The 23,714-nt window shown below is 62.1% G+C and carries 16 protein-coding genes; 11 read left to right on the forward strand and 5 right to left on the reverse strand.

Going from position 1 to position 23,714, the window contains the following annotated elements:
- Positions 1-43: 43 nt before the first annotated feature.
- Positions 44-577: a sterol desaturase family protein gene (locus tag AAGW23_RS01075; RefSeq protein WP_342404492.1), complete on the forward strand. Its 534-nt coding sequence runs from the start codon at positions 44-46 to the stop codon at positions 575-577.
- On the opposite strand, the gene AAGW23_RS01080 is transcribed toward AAGW23_RS01075, so the two are convergent.
- The 5 genes from AAGW23_RS01080 to fni are packed head-to-tail and all read right to left on the reverse strand — an operon-like array spanning position 531 to position 6,503.
- On the reverse strand, positions 531-1,463 hold the full coding sequence (locus tag AAGW23_RS01080) for a phytoene/squalene synthase family protein (protein ID WP_342404493.1): 933 nt from the start codon (positions 1,461-1,463) through the stop codon (positions 531-533). The genes AAGW23_RS01075 and AAGW23_RS01080 overlap by 47 nt on opposite strands.
- Complete coding sequence (locus AAGW23_RS01085) at positions 1,460-2,962, reverse strand: phytoene desaturase (protein WP_148925383.1); 1,503 nt, start codon at positions 2,960-2,962, stop codon at positions 1,460-1,462. Before AAGW23_RS01085 ends, AAGW23_RS01080 begins: the two co-directional genes overlap by 4 nt.
- Positions 2,959-4,125, reverse strand: a complete 1,167-nt coding sequence (gene crtY / locus AAGW23_RS01090) for a lycopene beta-cyclase CrtY (RefSeq protein ID WP_342404494.1) — start codon at positions 4,123-4,125, stop codon at positions 2,959-2,961. The genes AAGW23_RS01085 and crtY overlap by 4 nt, the downstream gene beginning before the upstream one ends.
- Positions 4,118-5,407, reverse strand: a complete 1,290-nt coding sequence (locus AAGW23_RS01095) for a glycosyltransferase (protein WP_342404495.1) — start codon at positions 5,405-5,407, stop codon at positions 4,118-4,120. The genes crtY and AAGW23_RS01095 overlap by 8 nt, the downstream gene beginning before the upstream one ends.
- A gap of 46 nt (positions 5,408-5,453) precedes the next feature.
- Positions 5,454-6,503, reverse strand: a complete 1,050-nt coding sequence (gene fni, locus AAGW23_RS01100; protein ID WP_342404497.1) for a type 2 isopentenyl-diphosphate Delta-isomerase — start codon at positions 6,501-6,503, stop codon at positions 5,454-5,456.
- 118 nt (positions 6,504-6,621) lie between these two features.
- Here fni and AAGW23_RS01105 point away from each other — a divergent pair, with 118 nt between their 5' ends.
- The 10 genes from AAGW23_RS01105 (at position 6,622) to AAGW23_RS01150 (ending at position 23,701) form a co-directional block, all read left to right on the forward strand.
- On the forward strand, positions 6,622-7,527 hold the full coding sequence (locus AAGW23_RS01105) for a polyprenyl synthetase family protein (RefSeq protein ID WP_342404498.1): 906 nt from the start codon (positions 6,622-6,624) through the stop codon (positions 7,525-7,527).
- Between the two features lie 120 nt (positions 7,528-7,647).
- On the forward strand, positions 7,648-9,450 hold the full coding sequence (locus AAGW23_RS01110) for an acyl-CoA dehydrogenase (protein ID WP_342404500.1): 1,803 nt from the start codon (positions 7,648-7,650) through the stop codon (positions 9,448-9,450).
- Positions 9,451-9,642: 192 nt separating this feature from the next.
- On the forward strand, positions 9,643-11,388 hold the full coding sequence (locus AAGW23_RS01115) for a potassium/proton antiporter (RefSeq protein WP_342404501.1): 1,746 nt from the start codon (positions 9,643-9,645) through the stop codon (positions 11,386-11,388).
- A 108-nt stretch (positions 11,389-11,496) separates the two neighbouring features.
- A complete protein-coding gene (gene mscK / locus AAGW23_RS01120; RefSeq protein ID WP_342404502.1) occupies positions 11,497-14,799 on the forward strand; it encodes a mechanosensitive channel MscK in 3,303 nt (1,100 codons plus the stop codon).
- A gap of 81 nt (positions 14,800-14,880) precedes the next feature.
- A complete protein-coding gene (gene selO, locus AAGW23_RS01125; protein WP_342404503.1) occupies positions 14,881-16,341 on the forward strand; it encodes a protein adenylyltransferase SelO in 1,461 nt (486 codons plus the stop codon).
- A gap of 280 nt (positions 16,342-16,621) precedes the next feature.
- Complete coding sequence (locus AAGW23_RS01130) at positions 16,622-17,140, forward strand: Hcp family type VI secretion system effector (protein ID WP_019339876.1); 519 nt, start codon at positions 16,622-16,624, stop codon at positions 17,138-17,140.
- A gap of 258 nt (positions 17,141-17,398) precedes the next feature.
- Positions 17,399-19,501 (forward strand): type VI secretion system tip protein TssI/VgrG, encoded by a 2,103-nt coding sequence (gene tssI / locus AAGW23_RS01135; protein WP_342404507.1) that lies wholly within the window; start codon positions 17,399-17,401, stop codon positions 19,499-19,501.
- Positions 19,498-20,073 (forward strand): DUF4123 domain-containing protein, encoded by a 576-nt coding sequence (locus tag AAGW23_RS01140; RefSeq protein ID WP_342404508.1) that lies wholly within the window; start codon positions 19,498-19,500, stop codon positions 20,071-20,073. The genes tssI and AAGW23_RS01140 overlap by 4 nt, the downstream gene beginning before the upstream one ends.
- A complete protein-coding gene (locus tag AAGW23_RS01145; RefSeq protein ID WP_342404509.1) occupies positions 20,070-22,754 on the forward strand; it encodes a toxin VasX in 2,685 nt (894 codons plus the stop codon). The genes AAGW23_RS01140 and AAGW23_RS01145 overlap by 4 nt, the downstream gene beginning before the upstream one ends.
- Entirely contained in the window at positions 22,745-23,701 is a 957-nt protein-coding gene (locus AAGW23_RS01150; protein WP_342404510.1) for a hypothetical protein, read from the forward strand. Before AAGW23_RS01145 ends, AAGW23_RS01150 begins: the two co-directional genes overlap by 10 nt.
- The last annotated feature ends 13 nt before the right edge of the window (positions 23,702-23,714 follow it).

The following is a 23,714-nucleotide window of genomic DNA, read 5'->3' on the forward strand; positions in this document are numbered from 1 at the left end:
GTAGCGCGTAAACTGGCGCGACCTGCAGATGAACGGATCGGATATGACCGTGCTGACTAACACACTGGTATTTCTAGCCACCCTGGCCGGCATGGAGCTGTTTGCCTGGTGGGCGCACAAGTACGTGATGCATGGCTGGGGCTGGGGCTGGCACAAGTCGCACCACGAGCCGCGCAACGGCTGGTTCGAGAAGAACGATCTGTATGCGGTGGTGTTTGCTGGCGTCGCGATACTGCTGATCGCGCTGGGCACTGCGGGCTATCACCCGCTGGAATGGATCGGCGCCGGGATGACGGCCTACGGCTTTCTCTACTTCGTCGCCCATGACGGGCTGGTGCATCACCGCTGGCCGCTGCGCTTCGTACCGCGCAATGGCTACCTCAAGCGTCTGTACCAGGCACATCGCCTGCATCATGCGGTAGACGGCAAGGAACGCTGCGTGTCCTTCGGTTTCCTTTATGCGCCGCCGCTACCCGTGCTCAGACAGCAGCTGCGAGAGCTGCATGACGGGCCGTTGCGCAAAACCACGGCTAAGCCCGACGAGGACGCGTCCAGAGGGAATCAGGACGCGGCGTGAGCGGCATCTTGCGCGAAGCCAGCGCCAGCATTCCCCCACCCAGTAGAAACTGCAACTTCTGCGCGCTGGTCGTCGACACGCGCGTGTCCCAGGCCGCCGCGCCGCGCGCTTTCACTTCCACACCGATTTGCCGATAGACGCCGTGCGCCGTGGCAATGGACCAGGCCGAACGCAGTGGCAGGTCGCGCAAACCCTGCGAGGCCGACCGGTAGTAAGGCTCGGCCAGATCAACCAGACGGGCCGCCAGCAGCGCCAGCGCGGGTCGGTTGTATGGCAGGCCAATCGCCTCAGCCGGGATACCCGCTTCCGCGAGCCAGTCGGCCGGCAGATAGACGCGACCAATCTCCGCATCCTCGACGATATCGCGGGCGATATTGGTCAGCTGGAACGCCATCCCCAAATCGCAAGCTCGGTCTAGCGTCGCCTCCGCTTCGGCACCCATTACTTTGGCCATCATCAAGCCCACTACCCCGGCGACGCGGTAGCAGTACAGCAGCGTGTCGTCGAGGGTCTGATAGCGGTAGTCCTGCACATCCATGCGGAAGCCCGCCAGATGCTCCAAGGGGTACTCTCGCGGAATCTGGTGGCGTTGAATGACCTGCTGGAACGCCGCGAATGCCGGATCGCGCATCGGCTCGCCTGCATAGGCTCGCTCGGTCAGGTCCACCAGCTCGGCCAGGCGCGCTTCTCCGGTGGAGCGATCGCCTTCCACCTGGCCGTGCCCGAGGGTCTGACCATCGATGACATCGTCGCAATGCCGGCACCACGCATAGAGCATCACCGCACTCTGACGGGTGCGCTCGTCGAACAGCTTGGCCGCCGACGCAAAACTCTTGGAGCCAACGTTGATCGCCTGAGTCGAGTGGTCAATTACCTGATCGTTCATCCGGAAAGATCCTCCAACATCAGGCCGGCCGTGGCCTTGGCCGACCCCACCACGCCCGGCACACCCGCGCCGGGATGCGTACCGGCACCGACGATGTAGAGGTTGGGAATCACGTCATCACGGTTGTGCGTGCGGAACCAGGCGCTCTGGGTGAGGATCGGTTCCAGCGAAAACGCCGAGCCGAGATGGGCGTTGAGCTCGTCGCGAAAATCGAACGGGGTAAAGATCCTGTGCGTGACCAAATCCTCGCGCAGCCCGGGAATGTAGTGACGTTCGAGGTATTCGAAGATCCGGTCGCGGTACTTTGGTCCCTCCACGGCCCAGTCGATGTCGGCCGTGCCCAGGTGAGGCACCGGCGCCAGCACGTAATGACTGGCACAGCCTTCAGGCGCCAGCGACGGATCGGTGACGCAAGGCGCGTGCAGGTAGAGCGAGAAGTCGTCAGCCAGGGTCTCGCGCTTGAAAATCTCATCGATCAGTTCGCGGTAGCGCGGCCCGAAGCACACCGTGTGGTGCTGCAGGTGTTCGTGACGGCGCTTGAGGCCGAAATGGATCACGAACAACGACATGGAAAAGCGCTTGCCGGAAAGCCGTTTGGCTTCGTCGCGACCACGCTGTTCATGCCCGAGCAGCTGCTTGTAGGTATTCACCACATCGGCATTCGACGCCACCGCATCGGTGACGAAGCGGCGCCCGTCCCAGGTGACCACGGTCCTTGCCAGCCCACCGGAAAGCTCGATACTCGCGACCTCGGCGTTCAGCTCGAGCTTGCCGCCCAGGTCTTCGAACAGCCTGACCATCCCCTGTACCAGCGCCCCAGTGCCACCGCGTGGAAACCAGACGCCCCCCTGCCGCTCCAGCGCGTGGATCAATGCGTAAATGGACGAGGTTTCGAACGGGTTGCCGCCCACCAGCAGGGAGTGAAACGACAGGGCCTGGCGCAGGCGTTCGTTCTCCACGAAGCTCGACACCATGCTGTACACGTTGCGCCAGGCCTGCAGTTTGGCCAGCTGCGGCGCGACGCCAATCATGCTGCGAAAGGACAGGAAGGGCACGGTGCCGAGCTTGACGTATCCCTCCTCGTACACCGCACGTGAATAGGCGAGAAAGCGCTGGTAGCCGGCAACATCCTTCGGGTTCAGCGCATGGATCTGTTTGTCCAGCTCGGCCTGGTCGTTGACGTAATCGAAGCTGTAGCCATCTTCCCAGCACAGCCGGTAGAAGGGACTGACCGGCAGCAGTTCGACGTAATCGGCCATGCGTTTGCCAGCGCCGGTGAATAGCTCTTCCAGCGCAGGCGGATCGGTGATGACCGTCGGCCCCGCATCGAAGGTGAAGCCCTGGTCGTGATAGACGTAGGCGCGGCCGCCCGGCTTGTCGCGCTTTTCCAGCACCGTGGTCTGGATGCCGGCGCGTTGTAACCGAATGGCCAGCGCCAATCCGCCGAACCCGGCTCCAATCACCACCGCCCGCTTCACAACGCCAGTTGCCTCGTTCATCGTTTTTCCTTGTGGTGCAGATTGCCGGCGGCAAGCGCTCGCAGCGCTTCGCGCACCGGCACGGGAGGTTTGCCCGAGACAATGCGCAAGCGGTCCCAGGTCGTCAGGTGTGCGGCATAGAAACGCTGGATCAGCGATTCCCGCAAACCGTAGAAGCGCTGCATGACTGCCCAGCGGCGATCCGCCGGCCCCGCCATGAACAGCATGCGATTGAGCAGGCGGAAGAATCCGCGCTGCCGCCACTGCAGCATCGAATAGTCGCGAATCGCCGCGAACAGGCTGTCGACATCCCAGCGATCCAGCGCGACCAGATGATCCGCCAGCCGCACCGCATCGGGCAGCGAATAGCCGGTCGTGGGATGAAACAAGGCGGCAGACAGGCCCGTCTGCGGCACGCCGCGGGCTTCTTCCCAGAACGCCTGCAGGTCGCCGGACAGCACGATGGGTAACACGCCCTGCTCTTCGCGCAACGTCTCGGCGATGCGCCAGTCGCGTGCCTCGGCGTAGCGCCGGATGTTGTCTCGCAAGGTGCCCGGCGCAACGGCATCGCCGTCCGCGTAATAGGTGTCCTCGATCAACAGAGTGTCGGTGCTGAGCGGCAACACATAGACGAACCGGTAGCCATCCTGCTGGGCGACGCTGGCGTCCATGATGATCGGTTCCAGCAAGCCATGCGGCTCGTGCAGCCGCAGTTCCTGACCGAGAAATTTCTGAAAGCCCAGCGCCAACTGATCGGTCTGGCGCACACCGCGCCCATCAATCACCGCACCGGCCCGTAATACCCTGCCGGAACCGAGTCGTACCTGTCGCGGCTCAACGCGGGTGACGACCGTGTTCAGGCGCACGCCGTCTGCCAGCTCAGACATCAGCAGCTGATGAAAGCGATCAGAAAAGAGGCTGGCGTAGCCACTGCCTAGCCGGCGCTGTAGACCCGGAAAAATCACTTCATAGCCGGGCCAGCGATGACCCACCAGCGGCTCCAGCCAGGCCTGCTGAGCACACGCTAGATCGTGCTCGTGAAAGGACCAGGTATGGTTGCCGCCGAGGGTTGCGCCCTGTTCGATAATCAGCAATCGCAAATCCGGACGCGCCTGGCGCAAGCGCAGGGCCAGCAACCCGTTGGCCAGCCCCCCACCGACCAGGATCAGATCGGCATCAGCCATGTTCAGCCCTCTGCAAGCCGAGTGCTTCAGCGTCAAGCGCCGCCTCGATCAATTGCGCCGCCCGCACCGCCCCGCCGGCCGCGCGGACCTCGTCACCCAGCACCCTGGCACGCTGTGCAAAGCCGGGCTCGCGTAACAGTCGCCGCAACCGCTGCACAATGCGTCGACGACTGGCCAAGCGCGGGTCAAGCTTCAAGCCCACACCGGCATGTACCACCCTAGCCGCCACGCCGGGCTGATCGAAAGCAATCGGCAATACCAGGCTCGGCACCCCGGCTTCCAGCGCGTCGAGCACGGTGTTGAGCCCGGCATGGGTGATCACGACATCCGCTCGCGCCAGCACCGCACGCTGGGGCGCGAAATCGGTGACCCAACTGGCGCCGACCTCGAGCAGTCGTCGCTCTTGCGAGGCATTCAGACGACCGCAGTGGGCGATCAAGAGCTGAACATCCAGCTCGCGACAGGCTGCAGCGATGCGCCGGAACAGGCCGAAGCGATCGCCCTGCAGGGTACCCAGCGAGGCGAACAGAAATGGCCTGCCGGGTGCGACCGGAATATCCATCGGTGGCTCGCCGGCAAGCGTAGAACGCAGCGGGCCGATGCCATGAAAATGTTCAGGTAGTGCGTTGCGCGGAAAATCGAAACCGGGGGTCGTCTGGCTCAGCTGCAGCAGCGGCGACAGGCATTCATCGAGGCGTTGGCGAGGCGGCAGACCAAACGCTGCCGCATGGCGGGCGATGACCCTGGCATGCGCCTGCATGGCATGGTCATACACACCGCTACTGTGCAAGTTCAGCTGCTCGCCCCAGGGCGTGGGGCGATAGCGCCAGGGCATGACCGGCAGCGGCACCAGCGCTTCGCGATTGACTGGCAATGCACAGGCTACCGACACGAGCGGCAGCCCAAGATACTCGGCCACAAGCCCACCGGCCGGCTCCATCTGGTCGGCGATGATGCAGTCTGCACCGATGGCGCGAAGCACAGCTGGCGCCTCTCGGCAGTACATATCGGTCGCCGAGGCCATATCGGCAATGACCCGGCGTATACCCCAGGGTCCCCCAGGCCGCGCGGCACGGTCGATCACGGCCTGAAGTGAGCCTGGCGGATGCGAGCCCGTGCCGACCTGGGCAAAACCTAGCCGAGGGTCGCGCAGCATCGCGGCAACATCGGCCTGCTGCACGACCGTCACCCGGTGCCCGCGCCTCAGCAGCTCGCCGGCGACGGCCTCCATGGCCCGCATATGGCTGTGAAACGCCGGCCCGATCACGGCGAAATGAGTCATTGAAGCGAACCTCGCCGGTCGGCCGATTGGAAGTCGTGCCTGTGCATCACAGCGTCGATGGGTCGAACGGTGCCAGTAGCGGCGCCTTGGCCAGTGCCGCCAGACTGGCCGAACCGGTGCAGAAGCAGGCGATGCGCAGTTGCTCGATCAACACCAGGAAATGCGCGACCACGGCTTCCGGCCCGATCAGCGCTGCGTCCAGCACGCCGGCGGCCTGGCCCACCAGATTGGCGCCGAGGCGGATCGCCTTGGCCGCATCAATGCCGTCCCGAATGCCCCCTGAAGCGATGAGCTGCGCGTCCGGGCAGGCGCGGCGAACGTTCAAGATCGCCTGCGCGCTGGGTATGCCCCAGCCGGTAAATGCCTTGGCGATAGAGCGCTGTTGCGGATCCAGGGTTCGTTCGGCCTCTACAGCAGCCCAGCTGGTACCGCCGGCACCCGCAACGTCGATTACCGACACGCCGGCATCGAGCAATCGCTGCGCCACGCTTGGCGAAATACCCGCACCGACCTCCTTCGCCACCAACGGCACCGGCAAGCGCGAGGCCAGTGCTTCGAGTGCGGCGTACACACCTTGCCAGTTGCGATCACCGCCTACCTGCACCGCTTCCTGCAGCGGGTTGAGGTGAATGATCAGCGCATCGGCCTCGATCATGTCGACGGCTCGCTGCGCCTCGTCCAACCCGTAGCCTGCGACCAGCTGGGCGGCTCCGAAGTTGGCCAGCAATGGAATCGAGGGCGCCAGCTCACGCAGCTGCCGGGTCAGCCCCTGGTCCGAATCGGTCTCCAGCGCAATTCGTTGCGAGCCCACCCCCAGCGCGATGCCGAGAACCTGCGCCGCCTCGGCCAGGTTTCGATTGATCTGGGTCGCCCGCGCCGCACCGCCCGTCATCGAGCTGATCAGCAACGGTGCCGAGAGGGTCCGGCCGAACAGCGAGGCACGAATATCGATGTCGTCCAGACGCAACTCCGGAACTGCACAGTGCTCGAAGGTCAGAGCAGCGTAGCCTGCATCAATTACGGAACAGGCGCGGCGCGGGTCAAGAACGATGTCCAGATGGTCGTTCTTACGTTCCGCAATAGTTTCTTTAGTCATGCAGCGCCTCGTTCGATGACCTTATGTGGACGGTAGTGGTCATTAAAAGTGCCAAGACTTATACACTCTGTACAGGTATTGTCACGATATCTAACGAAAAACGATACAGGAGGTCGTCATGGCCATCGCTTTGCCGGACACGCAACACGACTTCGGACAGACAGTCAGTACGCTGCGTGCACAGGTTGACGAACGGCTAGGCCAGTGGCTACCGATAGCGCCCCCGCAGGATGCGATCGCCACGGCCATGCGCGAAGGCACCCTTGCGCCGGGCAAGCGCGTCCGTCCACTGATGCTGCTGTTGACCCTCAGGGATCTGCAGCAGGAAACGACCGCGTCTGATGCCGGGCTCGACCTGGCCTGCGCCCTGGAAATGGTGCATGCCGCGTCACTGTTTCTTGATGACATGCCGTGCATGGACAACGCCGAGCTGCGCCGCGGCCGGCCGACCATCCACCGCCAGTTCGGCGAGGATGTCGCGGTCCTGGGCTCGGTCGCGCTGCTCAGCCAAGCCTTCAGCATAGCTGCCTCGACCGCCGGCATCGACGCGTCGACACGCAATCATCTAGTGCGCCTGCTGTCGCAAGCCACCGGTGCGCAGGGCCTGGTTCGCGGCCAATTTAACGACCTGCGCGAGGGGCAGCGCGCCCGCCCGCTGGAAGCCATCGCCCATACCAATCGCCTGAAGACCTGCCCGCTGTTCACGGCGGCGGTGGAGTCCGCTGCGTTACTGGCCGGCGCCAGCGCCAGCCAGATGCGCCATCTCACCGGTTTTGCCACCGAGCTTGGGCTGGCCTTCCAGCTGCTTGATGACTTGTCCGACGGGCTCAGCCCTCAACAGATCGGCAAGGATTCCGGCAAAGACGCGGGCAAAAGCACGGTGGTAGCCCTGCTCGGCCCCGAGGCGGCTCGCCAGCATGTTGAAGAACACCTGGCACGGGCCGAACAGCACCTGATCGACGCAGACATCGGTAATGGTCATCTCGCCCAGTTGCTCGAATATTTCTGCGCAAGACCACACTGAGGCCGCCGAGGGCAAGCCCTAGAGGACGCTGCTGTGTCGCCCCATCACTCGAATGTATGGTGCTAGGCAGCCGTCTCACCGGCTCCTTAGACTCGAGTGCATGTAAACGGAGGAATTTCCATGTCCGAGACTCTGCTCTGCCCGCGTAACCTGGCCTTCGAACTCTATGAAGTGCTGGACGCAGAAGGCCTGACCCAGCGTGAGCGTTTCGCTGATCACAGCCGCGAAACCTTCGATGCGGCCATCGATACCGCCCGCAGCATCGCCGAGAACCTCTTCGCCCCGCACAACCGCAAGGCCGACGAGAATGAGCCGATCTACAAGGACGGCGAAGCCGTACTGATCCCGGAAGTGAAACCTGCCGTCGATGCGTTCATCGAGGCCGGTTTCCACAACGCTTCACGCAGCTTCGACGACGGCGGCATGCAGCTGCCGAACCTCCTGTCGCGTGCCTGCTTTGCGCACTTCCAATCGGCCAACATCGGCACCTCTTCCTACCCGATGCTGACCATAGGCGCCTCGCACCTGATCGAAGTGTTCGGCAGTGACGAGCAGAAGCAGCGCTTTCTCAAGCCGATGCTCGAAGGCCGCTTCTTTGGCACCATGGCGCTGACCGAACCGCATGCCGGCTCTTCCCTGTCCGACCTGCGCACCCGCGCCGAGCCAGCCGGTGACGGCAGCTATCGCCTGAAGGGCAACAAGATCTTCATTTCCGGCGGCGATCATCCGTTGTCGGAGAACATCGTGCACATGGTCCTGGCCAAGCTGCCGGACGCCCCGCCCGGCGTGAAAGGCATCAGCCTGTTCATCGTGCCCAAGTTTCTGGTCAACGATGACGGCTCGCTGGGCAAGCGCAACGACGTGATCCTCGCCGGGCTGTTTCACAAGATGGGCTGGCGCGGCACCACCTCGACCGCATTGAACTTCGGCGACAACGGCGACTGCGTCGGCTATCTGGTAGGCGAGCCGCACAAGGGCCTGTCGTACATGTTCCAGATGATGAATGACGCGCGCATCGGGGTCGGCATGGGCGCCATCATGCTCGGTTACGCCGGTTACCTGTACTCACTGAATTACGCCCGTGAGCGTCCGCAAGGCCGCCTGCCTGATGGCAAGAACCCGGCGTCGGCGCAGGTGCCGATCATTCAGCACACCGACATCAAGCGCATGTTGCTGATGCAGAAAGCCTACGTCGAAGGCTCCTTCGATCTTGGCCTGTATGCCGCGCGCATCGTCGACGAAGAGCAGACTGCGGCAACCGAGGAGGAGCGCAAAAATGCCCATGAGCTGCTGGACCTGCTGACGCCCATCGTCAAGTCCTGGCCGTCGGAGTTCTGCCTCAAGGCCAACGAGATGGCGATCCAGATTCTCGGCGGCCACGGTTACACCCGTGAATACCCGGTCGAACAGTACTACCGTGACAACCGGCTCAATCCAATTCACGAAGGCACTCACGGCATCCAGTCGCTCGATCTGCTGGCACGCAAGCTGACGCAGAACGGCGGCGCGGGGCTGCGCCAGTTGCTCGGTCTGATCCAGGGTACGTGCAAGCGCGCTGGCGAGTTCAGCTCGCTGGATGCGCTGCGTCAGCCGTTGGAACAGCTTCTGACGCGCCTGACCGAGGTCACCCAGGTCCTGCTCGGCGATCTGATGGCTGGCAAGATCAACCAGGCACTGGCCAACTCGGCGCTGTACCTGAAAGTCTTCGGTCATGCGGTGATTGGCTGGCGCTGGCTGGAACAGGCGATTCGCGCAGAACAAGGCCTGGCCAAGGGCAACGAGGCGGACGTGGATTTCTACCGCGGCAAGCTCCAGGCTGCACGCTACTTCCTGACCTGGGAAGTGCCGAGCTGCCACCACGAACTGGATCTGCTGGCAGGTCGTGACGACACCTGCCTGGCCATGCAGGAAAACTGGTTCTAACCCAGCACCCGACATGCGCTGCACTGGCGCACGTCGGCGTCTCACCACTTGCCTGCCACCTAGCTGCGGCGCTACGCCCTCTTCGAAACGCCCGTCGCTGTCGGGCTTTTTTGACAGCACGTCAAAACCGCGGGTTAGAATCGCTGGCATGCAGCCTGCATGCTTGCCAGCACTAACCTTCGGAGCGCGCGTTTGGATATCGGCCATATCAACCAACTGTTCTTTGTCGGTGCCCTGTTGGTTGCGGCGAGCATACTGATGAGCTCTCTGTCGACGCGCCTTGGCGTGCCGATCCTTGTCATCTTTCTCGCGGTCGGCATGCTCGCAGGCGTCGATGGTATCGGCGGCATCGTCTTCGACGACTATTCGCTGGCCTTCCTGATCAGCAACTTGGCCCTCGCGATCATCCTGCTCGACGGCGGTATGCGCACCCGCGCCGCCACCTTCCGCGTCGCGCTCTGGCCAGCCTTTTCGCTGGCGACTGCAGGTGTCGTGGTGACTTCAGGCCTGACCGGCCTGGCCGCGGCCTGGCTGTTCGATCTGCCGCTGATGCAGGGGCTGTTGATCGGCGCCATCGTGGGCTCCACCGATGCTGCCGTGGTGTTCAACCTGCTCAACGGCCGGGGGCTCAACGAACGGGTCGGCTCGACGCTGGAAATCGAGTCGGGCAGCAACGATCCCATGGCGATGTTTCTGACTGTTGCGCTGATCGACATGCTCGCCTCTGGTCAGACCGGGTTCGGCTGGGGCTTCTTCCTCAGCCTGCTGCAACAGTTCGGCATCGGCACCTTGCTCGGCCTGTCCGGTGGCTGGCTGTTGCTGCACCTGATCAACCGTCTTTCGGTGGCGGACGGTCTTTATCCGCTGCTGGCGGTGGCCGGTGGCATCATGATCTATGCGCTGTCCGGCGCCATCGGCGGCAGCGGCATTCTCGCGGTCTATGTCTGCGGCCTGCTGCTGGGCAACCGGCCGATCCGCAACCGCCACGGCATCCTGCACATGTTCGACGGCCTCGCCTGGCTCAGCCAGATCGGCATGTTCCTCGTGCTCGGCCTGCTGCTCACACCCAGCGAGCTGCTGCCCATCGCCCTGCCGGCGCTGGGCTTGTCGCTGTGGATGATCCTGTTTGCCCGCCCATTGGCGGTGTTCATCGGCCTGGCACCGTTTCGCAGCTTCCACTTGCGCGAGCGTCTTTTCATATCCTGGATTGGCCTGCGCGGCGCAGTGCCGGTGATCCTCGCGGTATTTCCGCTGATGGCCGGGTTGGAAAACGCCCAGCTGTTCTTCAACGTGGCGTTCTTCATCGTGCTGGTTTCGCTGCTGCTTCAAGGCACCACGCTGACCTGGGCGGCGAAGAAGGCCAAGGTCGAGGTGCCGCCCTCGCCACTGCCGATCTCCCGCGCCGGGTTGCAGATTCACACCACCAGCCAGTGGGAACTTTTCATCTATCGCCTGACCGCCAAGAAGTGGTGCATCGGCGCCGCGCTGCGTGAGCTGAAGATGCCCACCGGTACGCGTATCGCGGCGCTGTTCCGTGGTAAAGCGCTGCTACACCCCTCCGGTAGCACCCGATTGCAGGTGGACGACATCCTCTGCGTCATCGGCCACGAAGAAGACCTCCCAGCGCTGGGCAAGCTGTTCAGCGAGGCGCCGCAGCGCGGGCGAGACATGCGCTTCTTTGGTGACTTCATCCTCGAAAGCGAGGCTGAAATGAGCGCCCTTGCGGCGCTGTACGGTTTGAAACTCGGCGATGTCGCCGGCAACCAGACGATCGGTGAATTCATGGCCGAGCGCGTCGGTGGCAAGCCGGTCACCGGCGATCAGATTGAGTGGAATGGCCTGACCTGGACTATCGCGACCATGGAGCACGGCCGGGTGCGCAAGGTCGGTCTGAAGTTTCCCGAGGGCAACAAACCCGGTCCCTCGCTGCATTTTTGATCGCTACCCAAGCGCAACGCCCCGCGCCAGAGCGTTCCGATCTATGGACTCGCCTCGGCCTCCTGCAGCCCTTAGACTCCGCACTCTTTTCTTCACTCGATAACGTTCATGGCACCCTTGCGTACCTTGTTACTGGCGACCTTGCTCGCCTTCGCGCCCGCTTCGTCCTTTGCCCAGTCCATTCCCGGCCTTTCCGGCGCCAAACCGGCCGCCGAAGAAGCGAAGCCCGCGCAGCCGAGCGCGGACGACCGCGCCCAACGCCTTGCCGAGCAGGCCGCTACCGCGCAACAGCGGTTGACCGAACTGAAGGCCGAACTGGCCAGTGCGCCGAAGGAAATTGTCGAGTCCCAGCGGGAGCTGAGCAAACTCAAAGGCATCGACACCAGCGACCTGGCCGATAGGCTGGCCAAGCTGAAGGTGCCGGCCCTGGAGCAACGACTGGCAGAACGCGTAGAGGAGCTATCGACCTGGCAAACGGCCTTGACCGCCGCCAACAGCATGATCATCAGCGCGCAAACCCGCCCCGAGCGTGCCCAGGCCGACATTAGCAAATCGCAGACACGGATCGACGAGATCAACAATCTGCTCAAGACCGGCCGTGAAGGCGGCAAGCCGCTGAGTGATGAACGCCGCGCCCTGCTTGCCGCGGAGAAATCCGCGCTCAACGCCCAGATCGACTTGCGCCGCAATGAGCTGGCCGGCAATAGTCTGCTGCAGGATCTGGGCATTGCCCGCCGCGACCTGCTGTCCGAACGGATCGCCCGCGCCGAACGCGAAACCATGGCGCTGCAGGCGGCCATCAACGACAAACGGCGCGAAGAATCCGAACAAACGGTTGCCGAGTTTTCACTGAAGGCCGAGAAGGCCGGCTCCGACAAGCTGTTGCCTGCTGAAAGCGCCGAGAACAAGCGCTTGTCTGGCTACCTTTTACGGGCCACCGAGCGGCTCAACGACCTGACCCAGCAAAATCTGCAGACCCGACAACAGCTCGACACGCTCAACCAGGCCGATCAGGCTTTGGAAGAGCAGATCGCCGTACTTGAAGGCAGCCTGCTGCTGTCGAAGATTCTTTACCAACAGAAGCAGGCCCTGCCGCAGCTGTCGCTGGACAAAGACCTGGCCGATGAGATCGCTGACATTCGCCTCTACCAGTTCGAACTGAACCAGCGCCGTGAAACCGCGGACAACGTCGAGGACTATGTCGAGCAGCAACTCGCCAACCAGCCCCCCGAAGAGGTGACGCCGGAGCTGCGCAGTGCGCTGCTGGAGTTGGTTCGCACCCGCAGCGAGCTACTTGATCGGCTCAACCACTCGCTGAACGCCCTGCTCAGCGAATCAATCACGCTGCAGTTGAATCAGCGCCAGCTACAGAGCAAGGCAGAAGCTCTGCGCAACACCTTGGATGAGCAGATGTTCTGGATTCCCAGCAATCGCCCACTGGATCTGGACTGGTTCAAAAGCGTGCCGACGCTGCTCGACCGCCAGCTACGCGCCATGCCGTGGAGCTCGGCATTCGGTGCGCTAGGCGCGGGCCTGATCGAGCGACCGTTGTTCTTCGTACCGCTGTTGCTGTTGATCGGCCTGCTGCTCTGGCGCCGCAACGCGATCAACGCCAAGCTCGATTCGTTGAGCGCTGACATCGGTCATTTCCGCCATGACAGTCAGCTACACACGCCCCTGGCGCTGCTCCTGAACCTGCTGCTGGCATTGCCCGGGGCCCTCTTCCTCGCCCTGTGCGGCTACCTGCTGCAAATGGACGGTCGCGGGCAGAACATCAGCCTGGGTGCCGCGTTCTACCAAATGGCGCAGGCCTGGCTGGTGTTCTACAGCGCCTACCGCATGCTCTCGCCCAATCGCGTCGCCGAGGCGCACTTCGGCTGGTTCCGGCCGCAAGTGGCCTTCCTGCGCAACGAAATCCGGCGACTGGGCCTGGTGGTCATGGCGCTGGTGGCCGTGGTGGCAATCGCCGAGCATCAACCGGCCGGCCTGGTCGACGACGTGGTCGGCATCGTCGTGGTGCTGGTCTGTTTTGCGCTGATGAGCTGGCGTCTGATGCGCCTGCTGCGCAAGGGCCCATCGAGCCAGAACGCGCCGCCTGTGCGGCGCTTCATTGGCCTGCTGTTCAGCATGTTGCCCCTGGCGCTGATTCTGGTGGTGGGTTTTGGCTATTACTACACGGCCCTGAAACTGACAGGGCGCTTGATCGACACGCTGTATCTACTGCTGGCCTGGATCGTCATCGAAGCGACGCTGATCCGCGGCCTGACCGTGGCCGCACGACGGCTCGCCTATCAGCGGGCGCTGTCCAAGCGCGAAACCCAGACCGACGAGGCAATGGACAGCAGCGAGTCAACCGGTGACGCCGCGCTGGATATCGAACAGGTCAACCAGCAGTCCCTGCGCCTGACCCGCCTGGCGATGTTCGGCCTTTTCTTCGCGGTGCTCTATTGGGTCTGGGCGGATCTCATCAGCGTGGTCTCATATCTCGATAACGTCGTGCTCTATGAATTCGTCAGTGGTGCTGGCGACACCGCCACGACCAATGCCATCACCCTTAACAACCTGCTTGGGGCTCTGCTGATCGTCGCCATTACGGTAGCCGTGGCGCGCAACCTGCCGGGTCTACTGGAAGTGCTGGTGTTATCAAAACTGCACCTGGCGCAGGGCAGCGCCTATGCCACCACGACGCTGCTGTCGTATCTGCTGGCCGGCATCGGCTTCGTCTCCTTCCTGTCGACGCTTGGCGTCAGCTGGGACAAATTGCAGTGGCTGGTGGCTGCGCTCTCGGTTGGCCTGGGCTTCGGCATGCAGGAGATCTTCGCCAACTTCATTTCCGGCCTGATCATCCTCTTCGAGCGTCCGGTGCGGATCGGCGATGTGGTGACCATCGGCAATCTCTCAGGCACGGTCAGCCGGATTCGCATTCGTGCTACCACCATTACCGACTTCGACCGAAAAGACATCATCGTCCCAAACAAGACCTTCATCACCAGCCAGTTGGTGAACTGGTCCCTGAGCGACACCATCACCCGCGTGACGATCAAGGTTGGCGTGGCTTATGGTTCGGATCTGGATATGGCCAGAAAACTGCTCTACAAAGCCGCCCAGGAAAACCCGAGAGTGCTCAAGGACCCGGAACCGTTGGTGCTGTTTCTCAACTTTGGCGAGAGCACGCTGGACCATGAGCTTCGTATCCACGTGCGCGACCTTGGCGACCGCAACCCGGCGACCGATGAGATCAACCGCTTCATTGACCGCGAGTTTTCGAAGGCGGGTATCAATATCGCGTTCCGTCAGGTCGATGTGTTCCTAAAGAACCTTGACGGCAAGGTGCTGCAGCTGGGTACGGCACCGCGGTTGAATCAAACCGACGACAAGCCAAGCGCGCCACCACCCGACAGCCAGGCGTGAGGAACATCACCGGCGGCCTGGCACTCCAACATCTGAGCGCGCCCGTAACCGGGCGCTCACCCGCATACTGCCGGAGCCGCTGTGAAGACGCTTACCGAGCTGCATTTCGACAATCGCTTCGCCCAACTCGGCGACGTGTTCTCCACCGAGGTCGCACCGCAGCCGTTGGAACAGCCGCGACTTGTGGTGGCCAGCGAAGCCGCCATGGCCTTGCTTGATCTCGACCCGGCAACCAAGGACGATCCGCTGTTCACCGAGCTGTTCGCCGGCCACAAGCTCTGGAGCACGGCGCAGCCGCGGGCGATGGTCTATTCCGGCCACCAGTTCGGCAGCTATAACCCGCAGCTTGGCGATGGCCGTGGTCTGCTGCTCGGTGAGGTGGTCAACGAGGCGGGCGAGCATTGGGATCTGCACCTCAAAGGCGCCGGCATGACGCCTTACTCCCGCATGGGTGACGGCCGTGCCGTGCTGCGTTCTTCGATCCGCGAGTTCCTGGCCAGCGAACACCTGCATGCGCTGGGCATTCCCAGCTCCCGCGCGCTCTGCGTGACCGGTTCTGACTCGACGGTCTATCGAGAACGCCCGGAGCGCGGTGCGATGCTGATGCGCCTTGCGCCGAGCCACGTACGTTTCGGCCACTTCGAATTTTTCTACTACACCAAGCAGCACGACGAGCTGAAAAAACTGCTCGATCATGTCGTCGAAAGCCACTTTGCGCAGTGCCTGGAGCACCCGGAGCCCTACCACGCCTTCTTTCGCGAAGTGCTGGAGCGCACCGCTGAAATGGTCGCCAGATGGCAGGCGTACGGCTTTTGTCACGGGGTGATGAACACCGACAACATGTCCATCCTCGGCATCACTTTCGACTTCGGACCCTACGCCTTCCTCGACGATTTTGACGCGCGCTTCATCTGCAACCATTCCGACCACGCCGGTCGCTATTCCTACGAGAATCAGGTGCCCGTCGCGCACTGGAACCTCGCCGCGTTGGCGCAGGCACTGACGCCCCTCATCCCCATCGAACAACTTCGCGCAACCATGGACCTGTTCCTGCCGATCTACGAAGCGGCGTGGCTCGACCTGATGCGCAAGCGGCTGGGCTTAAAGACCGCCGAAGACAGTGACAAAGCGTTGATTCAGCGCTTGCTGCAATTGATGCAGAGCAGCGCCATCGACTACACGCGCTTCTTCCGCGAACTCGGAGACAGCCCGGCAGAGCTGGCCTTGGCGCGGCTGCGCGACGATTTCATCGACATCAAAGCTTTCGATGATTGGGCCGTCACCTACCGCCAGCGTAGCGAACAGGAGGGAGGCGATCATGAGGCGCGCCGTGCACGCATGCACGCAGCCAATCCCAAGTACATCCTGCGCAATTACCTGGCGCAAAAAGCAATCGAGGCGGCCGAAGCCGGTGACTATGACCCCGTGCGTGAGCTGCATCAGGTGCTCAGCCGCCCCTTCGACGAGCAGCCGGGCATGGCGCACTATGCCGAACGCCCACCGGAGTGGGGCAAGCACTTGGAAATCAGCTGCTCATCCTGAGTCCCGTCCTGCGCAACATGCTGCGCATCCTGTTGCCGCGAGCTCCGGTTACCCCTGCTGCAAGGTCTGCGGTGGCTGGGCTCAAGCCCACTTGCGCCAAACCTTGCGCAGGGCTCGGCAAAAAGTTGCCCAGCTAAATGTGAGCCGCCCCCCAATCAGTCCTCAGCAGACGACGGCCATTCCTTCAAGCTATTGATATTTAGAATATTTTACTAATTGGCACGCCCCTTGTACTTGTTGCCAAGCCATTCCGGCATTCAACAAGGCAAGGAGAGCGTTCATGCCAACACCCGCGTATCTGTCCCTCGAAGGCACCAAGCAAGGCCTGATCACTGCAGGCACGTTCACCGAGGACTCGGTCGGCAATATTTTCCAGGAAGGACACGAAGACCAGATTTTGGTGCAGGCCTTCCAGCATCAGGTCATCATCCCCCGCGACCCGCAATCCGGCCAACCTACCGGCCAGCGCGTGCATAAACCGCTGATGATCACCAAGGTGTTCGACAAATCGTCACCGCTGATTTTCAATGCCCTGACGTCCGGCGAGCGCCTGAACAAGTGCCGCCTGGAGTGGTACCGCACATCCTCCACCGGTACTCAGGAGCACTACTTCACTATCGAACTGGAAGACGCAGTCATCGTCGACGTGCAGTCGCGCATGCCCAACTGCCAGGATCCGAACATGTCGCATTTCACCCATCTGGAAGACGTCTACTTCACCTACCGCAAGATCGTCTGGACGCACGAAGTCTCCGGCACGTCCGGCTCGGACGACTGGCGCACCCCGATCTCGGCCTAAGCCCGGATCAGGCCTCGCGGCCACGGTCAACCGCATCGGCCAGGCTTACCCTGGCCGATGCGTTTTCAGCGAACGCAATCGGTAAACAACGCAGTGCTTCACATGAGCAATTGCCCGAAAGAGCGAGAATAGCTGCCAGATTTCTGCGGAACTGGGCGCTGCTCCAATCCGCGCTACGGCACCCCTGAAATACAGGCATTGCCGCCTTGCGAACCGCTATCGGGTCGCTGCCATGGACTGGTTACAAAGGAACAGGGAATGTTCAATCCGGCCAACGAAACGCATTTCAGCCTAATTGTTGAAGGCGTCCAACATGACCTGCAGGTACTCGAATTCAAAGGGCGAGAGGCCATCTCGCAGCCCTTCGCGTTCGATCTCGAATTGGTCAGTGAACGCCCCGATCTCGACCTGGAAGGCCTGCTGCATCAGCGCGCCTTTCTAACCCTGTCGCCTGGCGGCAAGGGTATCCATGGCCTGATCTACAGTGCAGCGCAAGGCAATTCAGGCAAACGTCTGACGCGCTATCGCGTCACCTTGCGTCCACAGCTCGCCTATCTGTCACACCGCACCAACCAACGCATCTTCCAGCAACTCTCGGTACCGCAGATCATTGCGAAGGTGCTTGATGAGCACGGCATCCTTGCTGGCGATCGCCATCGTTTCGACCTTGGACCGGTGCTCTATCCCAAGCGGGACTACTGCGTTCAGTACGATGAAACGGATCTGCGCTTCATCCAGCGCCTCTGCGAAGAAGAAGGCATTCACTACCACTTTCAGCACAGCGAAACCGGCCACCTGCTGGTATTTGGTGATGACCAGACGGTGTTCCCGACGCTTGCCTCCGTTGCCTATCAGCAGGACAGCGGTATGGTCGCCGATAAGCCGGTCATCAAGCGCTTCGGCGTGCGCGTCGAGACCCGCACCAGCCGCGTTACCCGGCGCGATTACGACTTCGAAAAACCTCGTCTGACGATGGAGGCGGAGGTTAGCAGCGGCACTCAGCCGGACCTCGAGAACTACGACTATCCCGGCCGCTTCGTCGACCGCGAGCGCGGCAAGCACCTGTCCCGCCGGGCCCTGGAGCGTCACCGTCACGATTTCGAACTGGCCGAGGGTGACAGCGATCAGCCGCGGCTTGTCAGCGGTCATTTCCTTCCCGTAACCGCTCATCCGCGCAGCGACTGGAATCAGCTCTGGCTGCTGACCGAAGTTGTCCATGAAGGCAAGCAACCGCAGGTGTTGGAAGAGTCCGTCACTGAGTTTTCAGGCACCTCCGCGCCGACGCCCTCTCCCCTCCACGGAGAGAAACTCTTTGCCAGCAACGACTTCATCCAAGGCTACCGAAACCACTTCAGCGCCACGCCTTGGTCCGTAGCCTTCCGCCCCGCGCTCAGTCACCCCAAACCTCGCATTCTCGGCAGCCAGAGCGCGGTAGTGACCGGCCCGGATGGAGAAGAGATCCATTGCGACCAATACGGCCGGGTGAAGGTGCAGTTCTTCTGGGACCGCGAAGGCAAAGCCGATGAACACACCAGCTGCTGGCTGCGCGTAAGTTCGAGCTGGGCCGGCGACCGCTACGGCGGCATCGCCATTCCCCGAGTTGGCATGGAAGTGCTGGTCACCTTCCTCGAAGGCGACCCCGACCAGCCTCTCGTAACGGGTTGCCTGTATCACAAGGAAAACGCCGCTCCTTACGAGCTGCCCGCAAACAAGACCCGTAGCGTCTTCAAAACCCTGAGCAGTCCAGGCGGTGGCGGCTACAACGAGCTACGCATCGAAGACCGCAAGGGCGCCGAGCAGTTATATATTCACGCCCAGCGCGACTGGGACGAGAACATCGAACACGACCAGAAGATCCGCGTCGGTCACGAACGCCACGACACCGTTGAGGCCAACAGCTACAGCGAATACCGCGCCGAAGAGCACCGCACTACCCATTCAGACCGCAAGATCGAGATCAAGGCCACCGACCACCTCACGGTGGGCGACAGCCAGCACATCAAACTGGGCAACGGCCAGCTCATCAAGGCTGGCCAGGAAATCCACCTCTCCAGCGGCCTGAAAGTGGTGCTCGAAGCCGGCAGCGAACTGACCTTCAAGGCCGCAGGCAGCTTTATCAAGCTGGACGCGGGTGGCATCACGATGGTCGGGCCGCTGATCAGGATGAATTCAGGTGGTAGTCCGGGTAAGGGCTCGGAGGTTGCGTCGATCCTGCCGGGGCAGGTCAAGCCTGCAGATGCGGACAAGGCGGGGATTCCTCTGGAAGCACTGGTCAAACAAAATATTCTGTTTCGCAGCACACAAGCGGGTATCTGCGAAGTTTGCGAGGCAGCCAAGACTTCTGTGGAGGACAAGGCATGAGTCTTCCCAGTACCGTCGGCAGCGGAGCCGTTCTGCTGGACGGCGCCCGCTATGAAAACTCGTTTGCCTGGCTCTACCAACACTTCCCAAGCCATCAGCCCCGGCCGTTATTGCTCGGCACACCCTACGAACCGATAGCCGACGCCGGTCCCATCCTACTGGATGCGCCCACTGGCAGCGCAGCCTATGAAGCTTGGAGAACCGGCAGCGAAATACTGGATGGCGTCTGGTTGGAGAGCGATGTGTCGGTGGACGACCTCTACCGAATCATGCAACGCCGAGCGCGAGTCTTTGCGCCGGATGGTCGTGAGCTCTGGCTGCGTCTGGGCGACGCTCGTCCGCTATACCGCGCTTGGTTGGCGAAGACCCAATGGCCCGAAGGGTTCTGGCATCGTGTCGAGCGCATCTGGCTTCGCCATGAGGTCGGCGTCGTCTGCGCTTGGCACTATGAACAGCCGCAACAGGATATGGCCGTCGCCGACCAAGGTATAGCCGCCCGGCTGACGCTTGATTTGCCTCTTCTGCAGGCACTGGCAAGCCAAGAGGACACAACACAGGATGTGGACGCATGACCGCCCAAGCTCCCCGCTCGACCCAACTGTCCGCTGCAGCCTGCCCACTGCTCAGCGCAGTGCTGCCACTGCGCTACGCCCTCGGCCCGACGCTGGCGGTAGAGACCAGCGCTTACGGCTTGCCGCCCTTGCAGGGCACATTCCCCTACCTCGGCGATGACGCGCAAAACCTGGAGCTACAGGGGCGGCCTCTGAACTACACCGCCCGACTGCTACGCGACGGTTGGCTGTACGTCTGGCAAAGCGGCCTGAGCAAGATGGTTGAGTACCGCGTCCACCAAGCCGCCCTGGCGCAGACCCCGCGCGCTGGCAAAGTTATCGATGGGCGCAGCCTGCCCTATCTGCTATTGCCCGCAGGCGAGAAAGCCCTGCTGGCCTGGTCGCCTACTCAGTGGAGCGACGCGCAGTTTGCCGCGGCCAAGACCAAGCCTGGTGTATGCCAACGGGTGATGCGCGAAATAAGCCCTGGTGCTGCACCTTTCAGCGGCCCCGCCCGTACTATTCACGAGCGAATTGGCGACTACATGGACGCTAACGGCTACGGCTGGAGCTGCGAACCCTCCACCGCGCATCGCCCCGCCTGGCCCCGCCTGCTCGGCGACATGCAGCGCTGCGAACAGCAGGCCTATGCCCTGCTCGACGATCCCTGGGGCGTGTTGCTCGACTTGGCCGAGCTGGTCCGCGCCCGCCAGCAAGCATTCAACATCACCCGCGAAACACGCGGTGAGGATTGGGCCATCGCCGGCGTGCTCAAGTCTCTGGCCGAGAGCGACCGGCAAATCGGCGGACAATTACGCAGCATCACCGATTACTCGAAACTGAGGGCCGCCTGGCAGGAGCATACGCAAGAAGAGGACAACCATGCTGCCGATATTCGCCGCCTCAGTAGCCTCTGGGCGGACTGGTTCAACACCTTAGCGAAAACCGGGCCGGCCAGCCTGGACACGGCCTGCGGCCACTTCGATATCAGCCAAGCCGGCGCACGTACGGCGCTGGAACTGCATTTCGCCGCCGCCTGCCTCGGCCCATCAGCCACCAGCCTAGGCGCCAAAGCCATCGCCAGCGCCCTGACGCCCCACGAACAAACCGGCAAACCCAGGCTGCTATGGTCGCTGTTGGGGCTGGGCAAACGCCTGGGCGTGGGAGAAATCAATGCGCTGACCGGGCTCGCCGACGGCGTGAAAAGCAACGGTGCAGACTTGCTGGACGAAGCCCGTCAGATGGCAGAGCTGCTTAACAAAGCCGCAGAGAAGCTGGCCAAGCACACCCAAGGCTCTGTACTTGAAGCCTTGTTTGCCGCCCTGGCTCCCATTGCCGGACTCGGCCTGCAGCGCTCCAATGAAGGAGCCAAAACAGCCGGACAAATCTATCTGGCGGCAGCGCTGGCACGCAGCCAACAACGGCTGGCGGTAGAGCTGGTTAGCCAGCGCCAATTGGGCGAGTGGATGAGCGACCTAATGGGCACAAGGCCGAAGCTGGCGGCTCGGCTCAAACCCACGCAATTGAGCATCGCAGTAAGCGCCGCTCTGCCGTTCTTCCGGCTGCTACCAGCGAAGAACCTGCCTGCCCTGAGCGGCCATCTGGCGGCAGATGCCAACCTGAAGGATATGCTCGGCCTCAGCAAAGGGGGGCTGGAAAAGGCGCCGCTCAAGTGCTTGGTGGCATTGGTGGCGGGGGTGAATTTTGTATGGGGTGGTGTACAAGTTCTGGATGGCACGGCCAAGAGCAAGCTGAGTCTCGCTGGCGGTTTCATGGGAATGTCATCTGCCGTATCTGCCGTATGGCAAAGAGTGGCTGAGGTTGACTGGGAAGCAACTACTAAGGTTGCAGGTACGCATTCCTTATCGTCACAAACAGCATTGACAAGGGCTTTAAGTATTGGAGCTAAAACAGCTTTTCTTCAATCGATTACTTCGGGCTTCGATGTACTGGTCTATGGCATCGAAACCCTGGACGCCTACAAGGCGGGAGACATGGACACCGCCGCCATCAATGCCGGCCTCAGCCTCGCCTCTGGTACCAATCTGGTTCTGTATGCGAAAACCTTCCGGGCCGTGCGCGCCGCCCGCGCGGCGGTAATTGCCGGCGAGGCCGCCGCTCTAGGCCGCGGTGTGGGTGCAGCGCCGCACTTGGCGGCCCGCGCTCTGGGCGTCACCATTCTAATCGTCGGCGGGGTCATCGCCCGGCAATACACCCTGGACACCCCGCTAGAGGCCTGGGTCAAGCACACCCGCTTTGGCTCCCGCCCAGCCGACTGGGCCAATAGCTACGAGCGATCGATGACCGAGTTCTACAAGATCGTCTTCCCTATAACCTTTCAGGCCTACCGCCTCAATGAACTGAACCCGTATCACGGCATGCAGCAGATTACGTACCTGTTGCTACGCCTGCCCGGTAAGGATGCGTTGGCCGACACCATGATCCACTTCAAGGGTACGGAGATCTGGGGCGGCTTCTTCGGCCTTGGCGGCGCACGCAAGCCGGTGGAGTGGACCGGTAGAGACTTCGACCACCAAGGAGGCACTCGGGTCAAAGTGGAGCCCAGCGTGGCCGTCTACCGTCGTGTCTACCACGAGGAAGAGGGGCGCGAGCTGAATGCCATCAGTGGCGAGCTGTCCTACTCCCCCATCGAGGGCCTGACCCTGCCCGCCATTGAAATCAAGGAACTTGCATGGCTGTAAGCGACCTGATCCAGCAAGCCCGTGCCCGCTTTGGGCAGGCGTCCAGCGTGATTCTGCACGCAGAACAATCCACGGGGGAAAAGCCTTGGGAGATGTTCGTCACCGATGAACATACCGAGCACTACCTGGCATTGAAGGCGGGAGGGGATACGGATAGAGGGCTGGCCACTGGGGTGTTAGGTGGTGGAGGGGTAATGCTGCTAATTGTCGTGGCCTTTATAGCTCTAGTCGCCCAGCGTTGGGATCTAGTACCGTCCATGCTCTGGATTTGTGTCCCTATGCTTATCGCCCCCTTCCTTTGGGAACTCTTCCGCCCACTACCATTGCCCATCCTATTCAATCGCCGCACCCGCGAGGTCTATTTCGACCATGACGGCGAGCTGTACCACAGCCCCTGGGACGGCATCCAGGCGCTGGCCGGCGAGTTCGTCATGCTAGGCCCGCACACCGGCGGCATGCGTAATGCCTCGCTGGAAATCTTGGTGCGGCGCCTGGGCGAGCCGGACAACGCCCTATTGGTGACTCTGGGTCTGCCCATGGGCAAGACCCTGGCGATGCAGAAGGGCTTCTGGGAGTGGCTGCGCGCCTATATGGACAACGGCCCTTGGTTCGACGAGAACGGCCAGCGCAGCGAGTCCGATGCCTTTGTTACCTCCATGTTGGCTGCCCATATAAAACCCACCGGATTTCTCGCTTACCAACGCCAAAAGATTGCCGAAAAAAAGGCCGAGGCGGGCGGCAAGAACTACCTGACTGGCAGCGATACCGTGCTGTATTTGGGCCATTTATTGTTTTATCCAATGGATTGGCTGCAAGAGTTCACCTACAACATCGCCAGGCGCCGCTCCCGCAACCGCTGGCCACAGCTCGTCACCGAACGGCTGCAATCCAATGGCCCAACCACACGGCTGATCGACTTGGAGCGTGAACGCGGTTTGGAAGTCTGAATTACCCAGCCGT

The organism is Stutzerimonas chloritidismutans, assembly GCF_038562055.1.
Taxonomy (GTDB): Bacteria; Pseudomonadota; Gammaproteobacteria; order Pseudomonadales; family Pseudomonadaceae; genus Stutzerimonas; species Stutzerimonas chloritidismutans_A.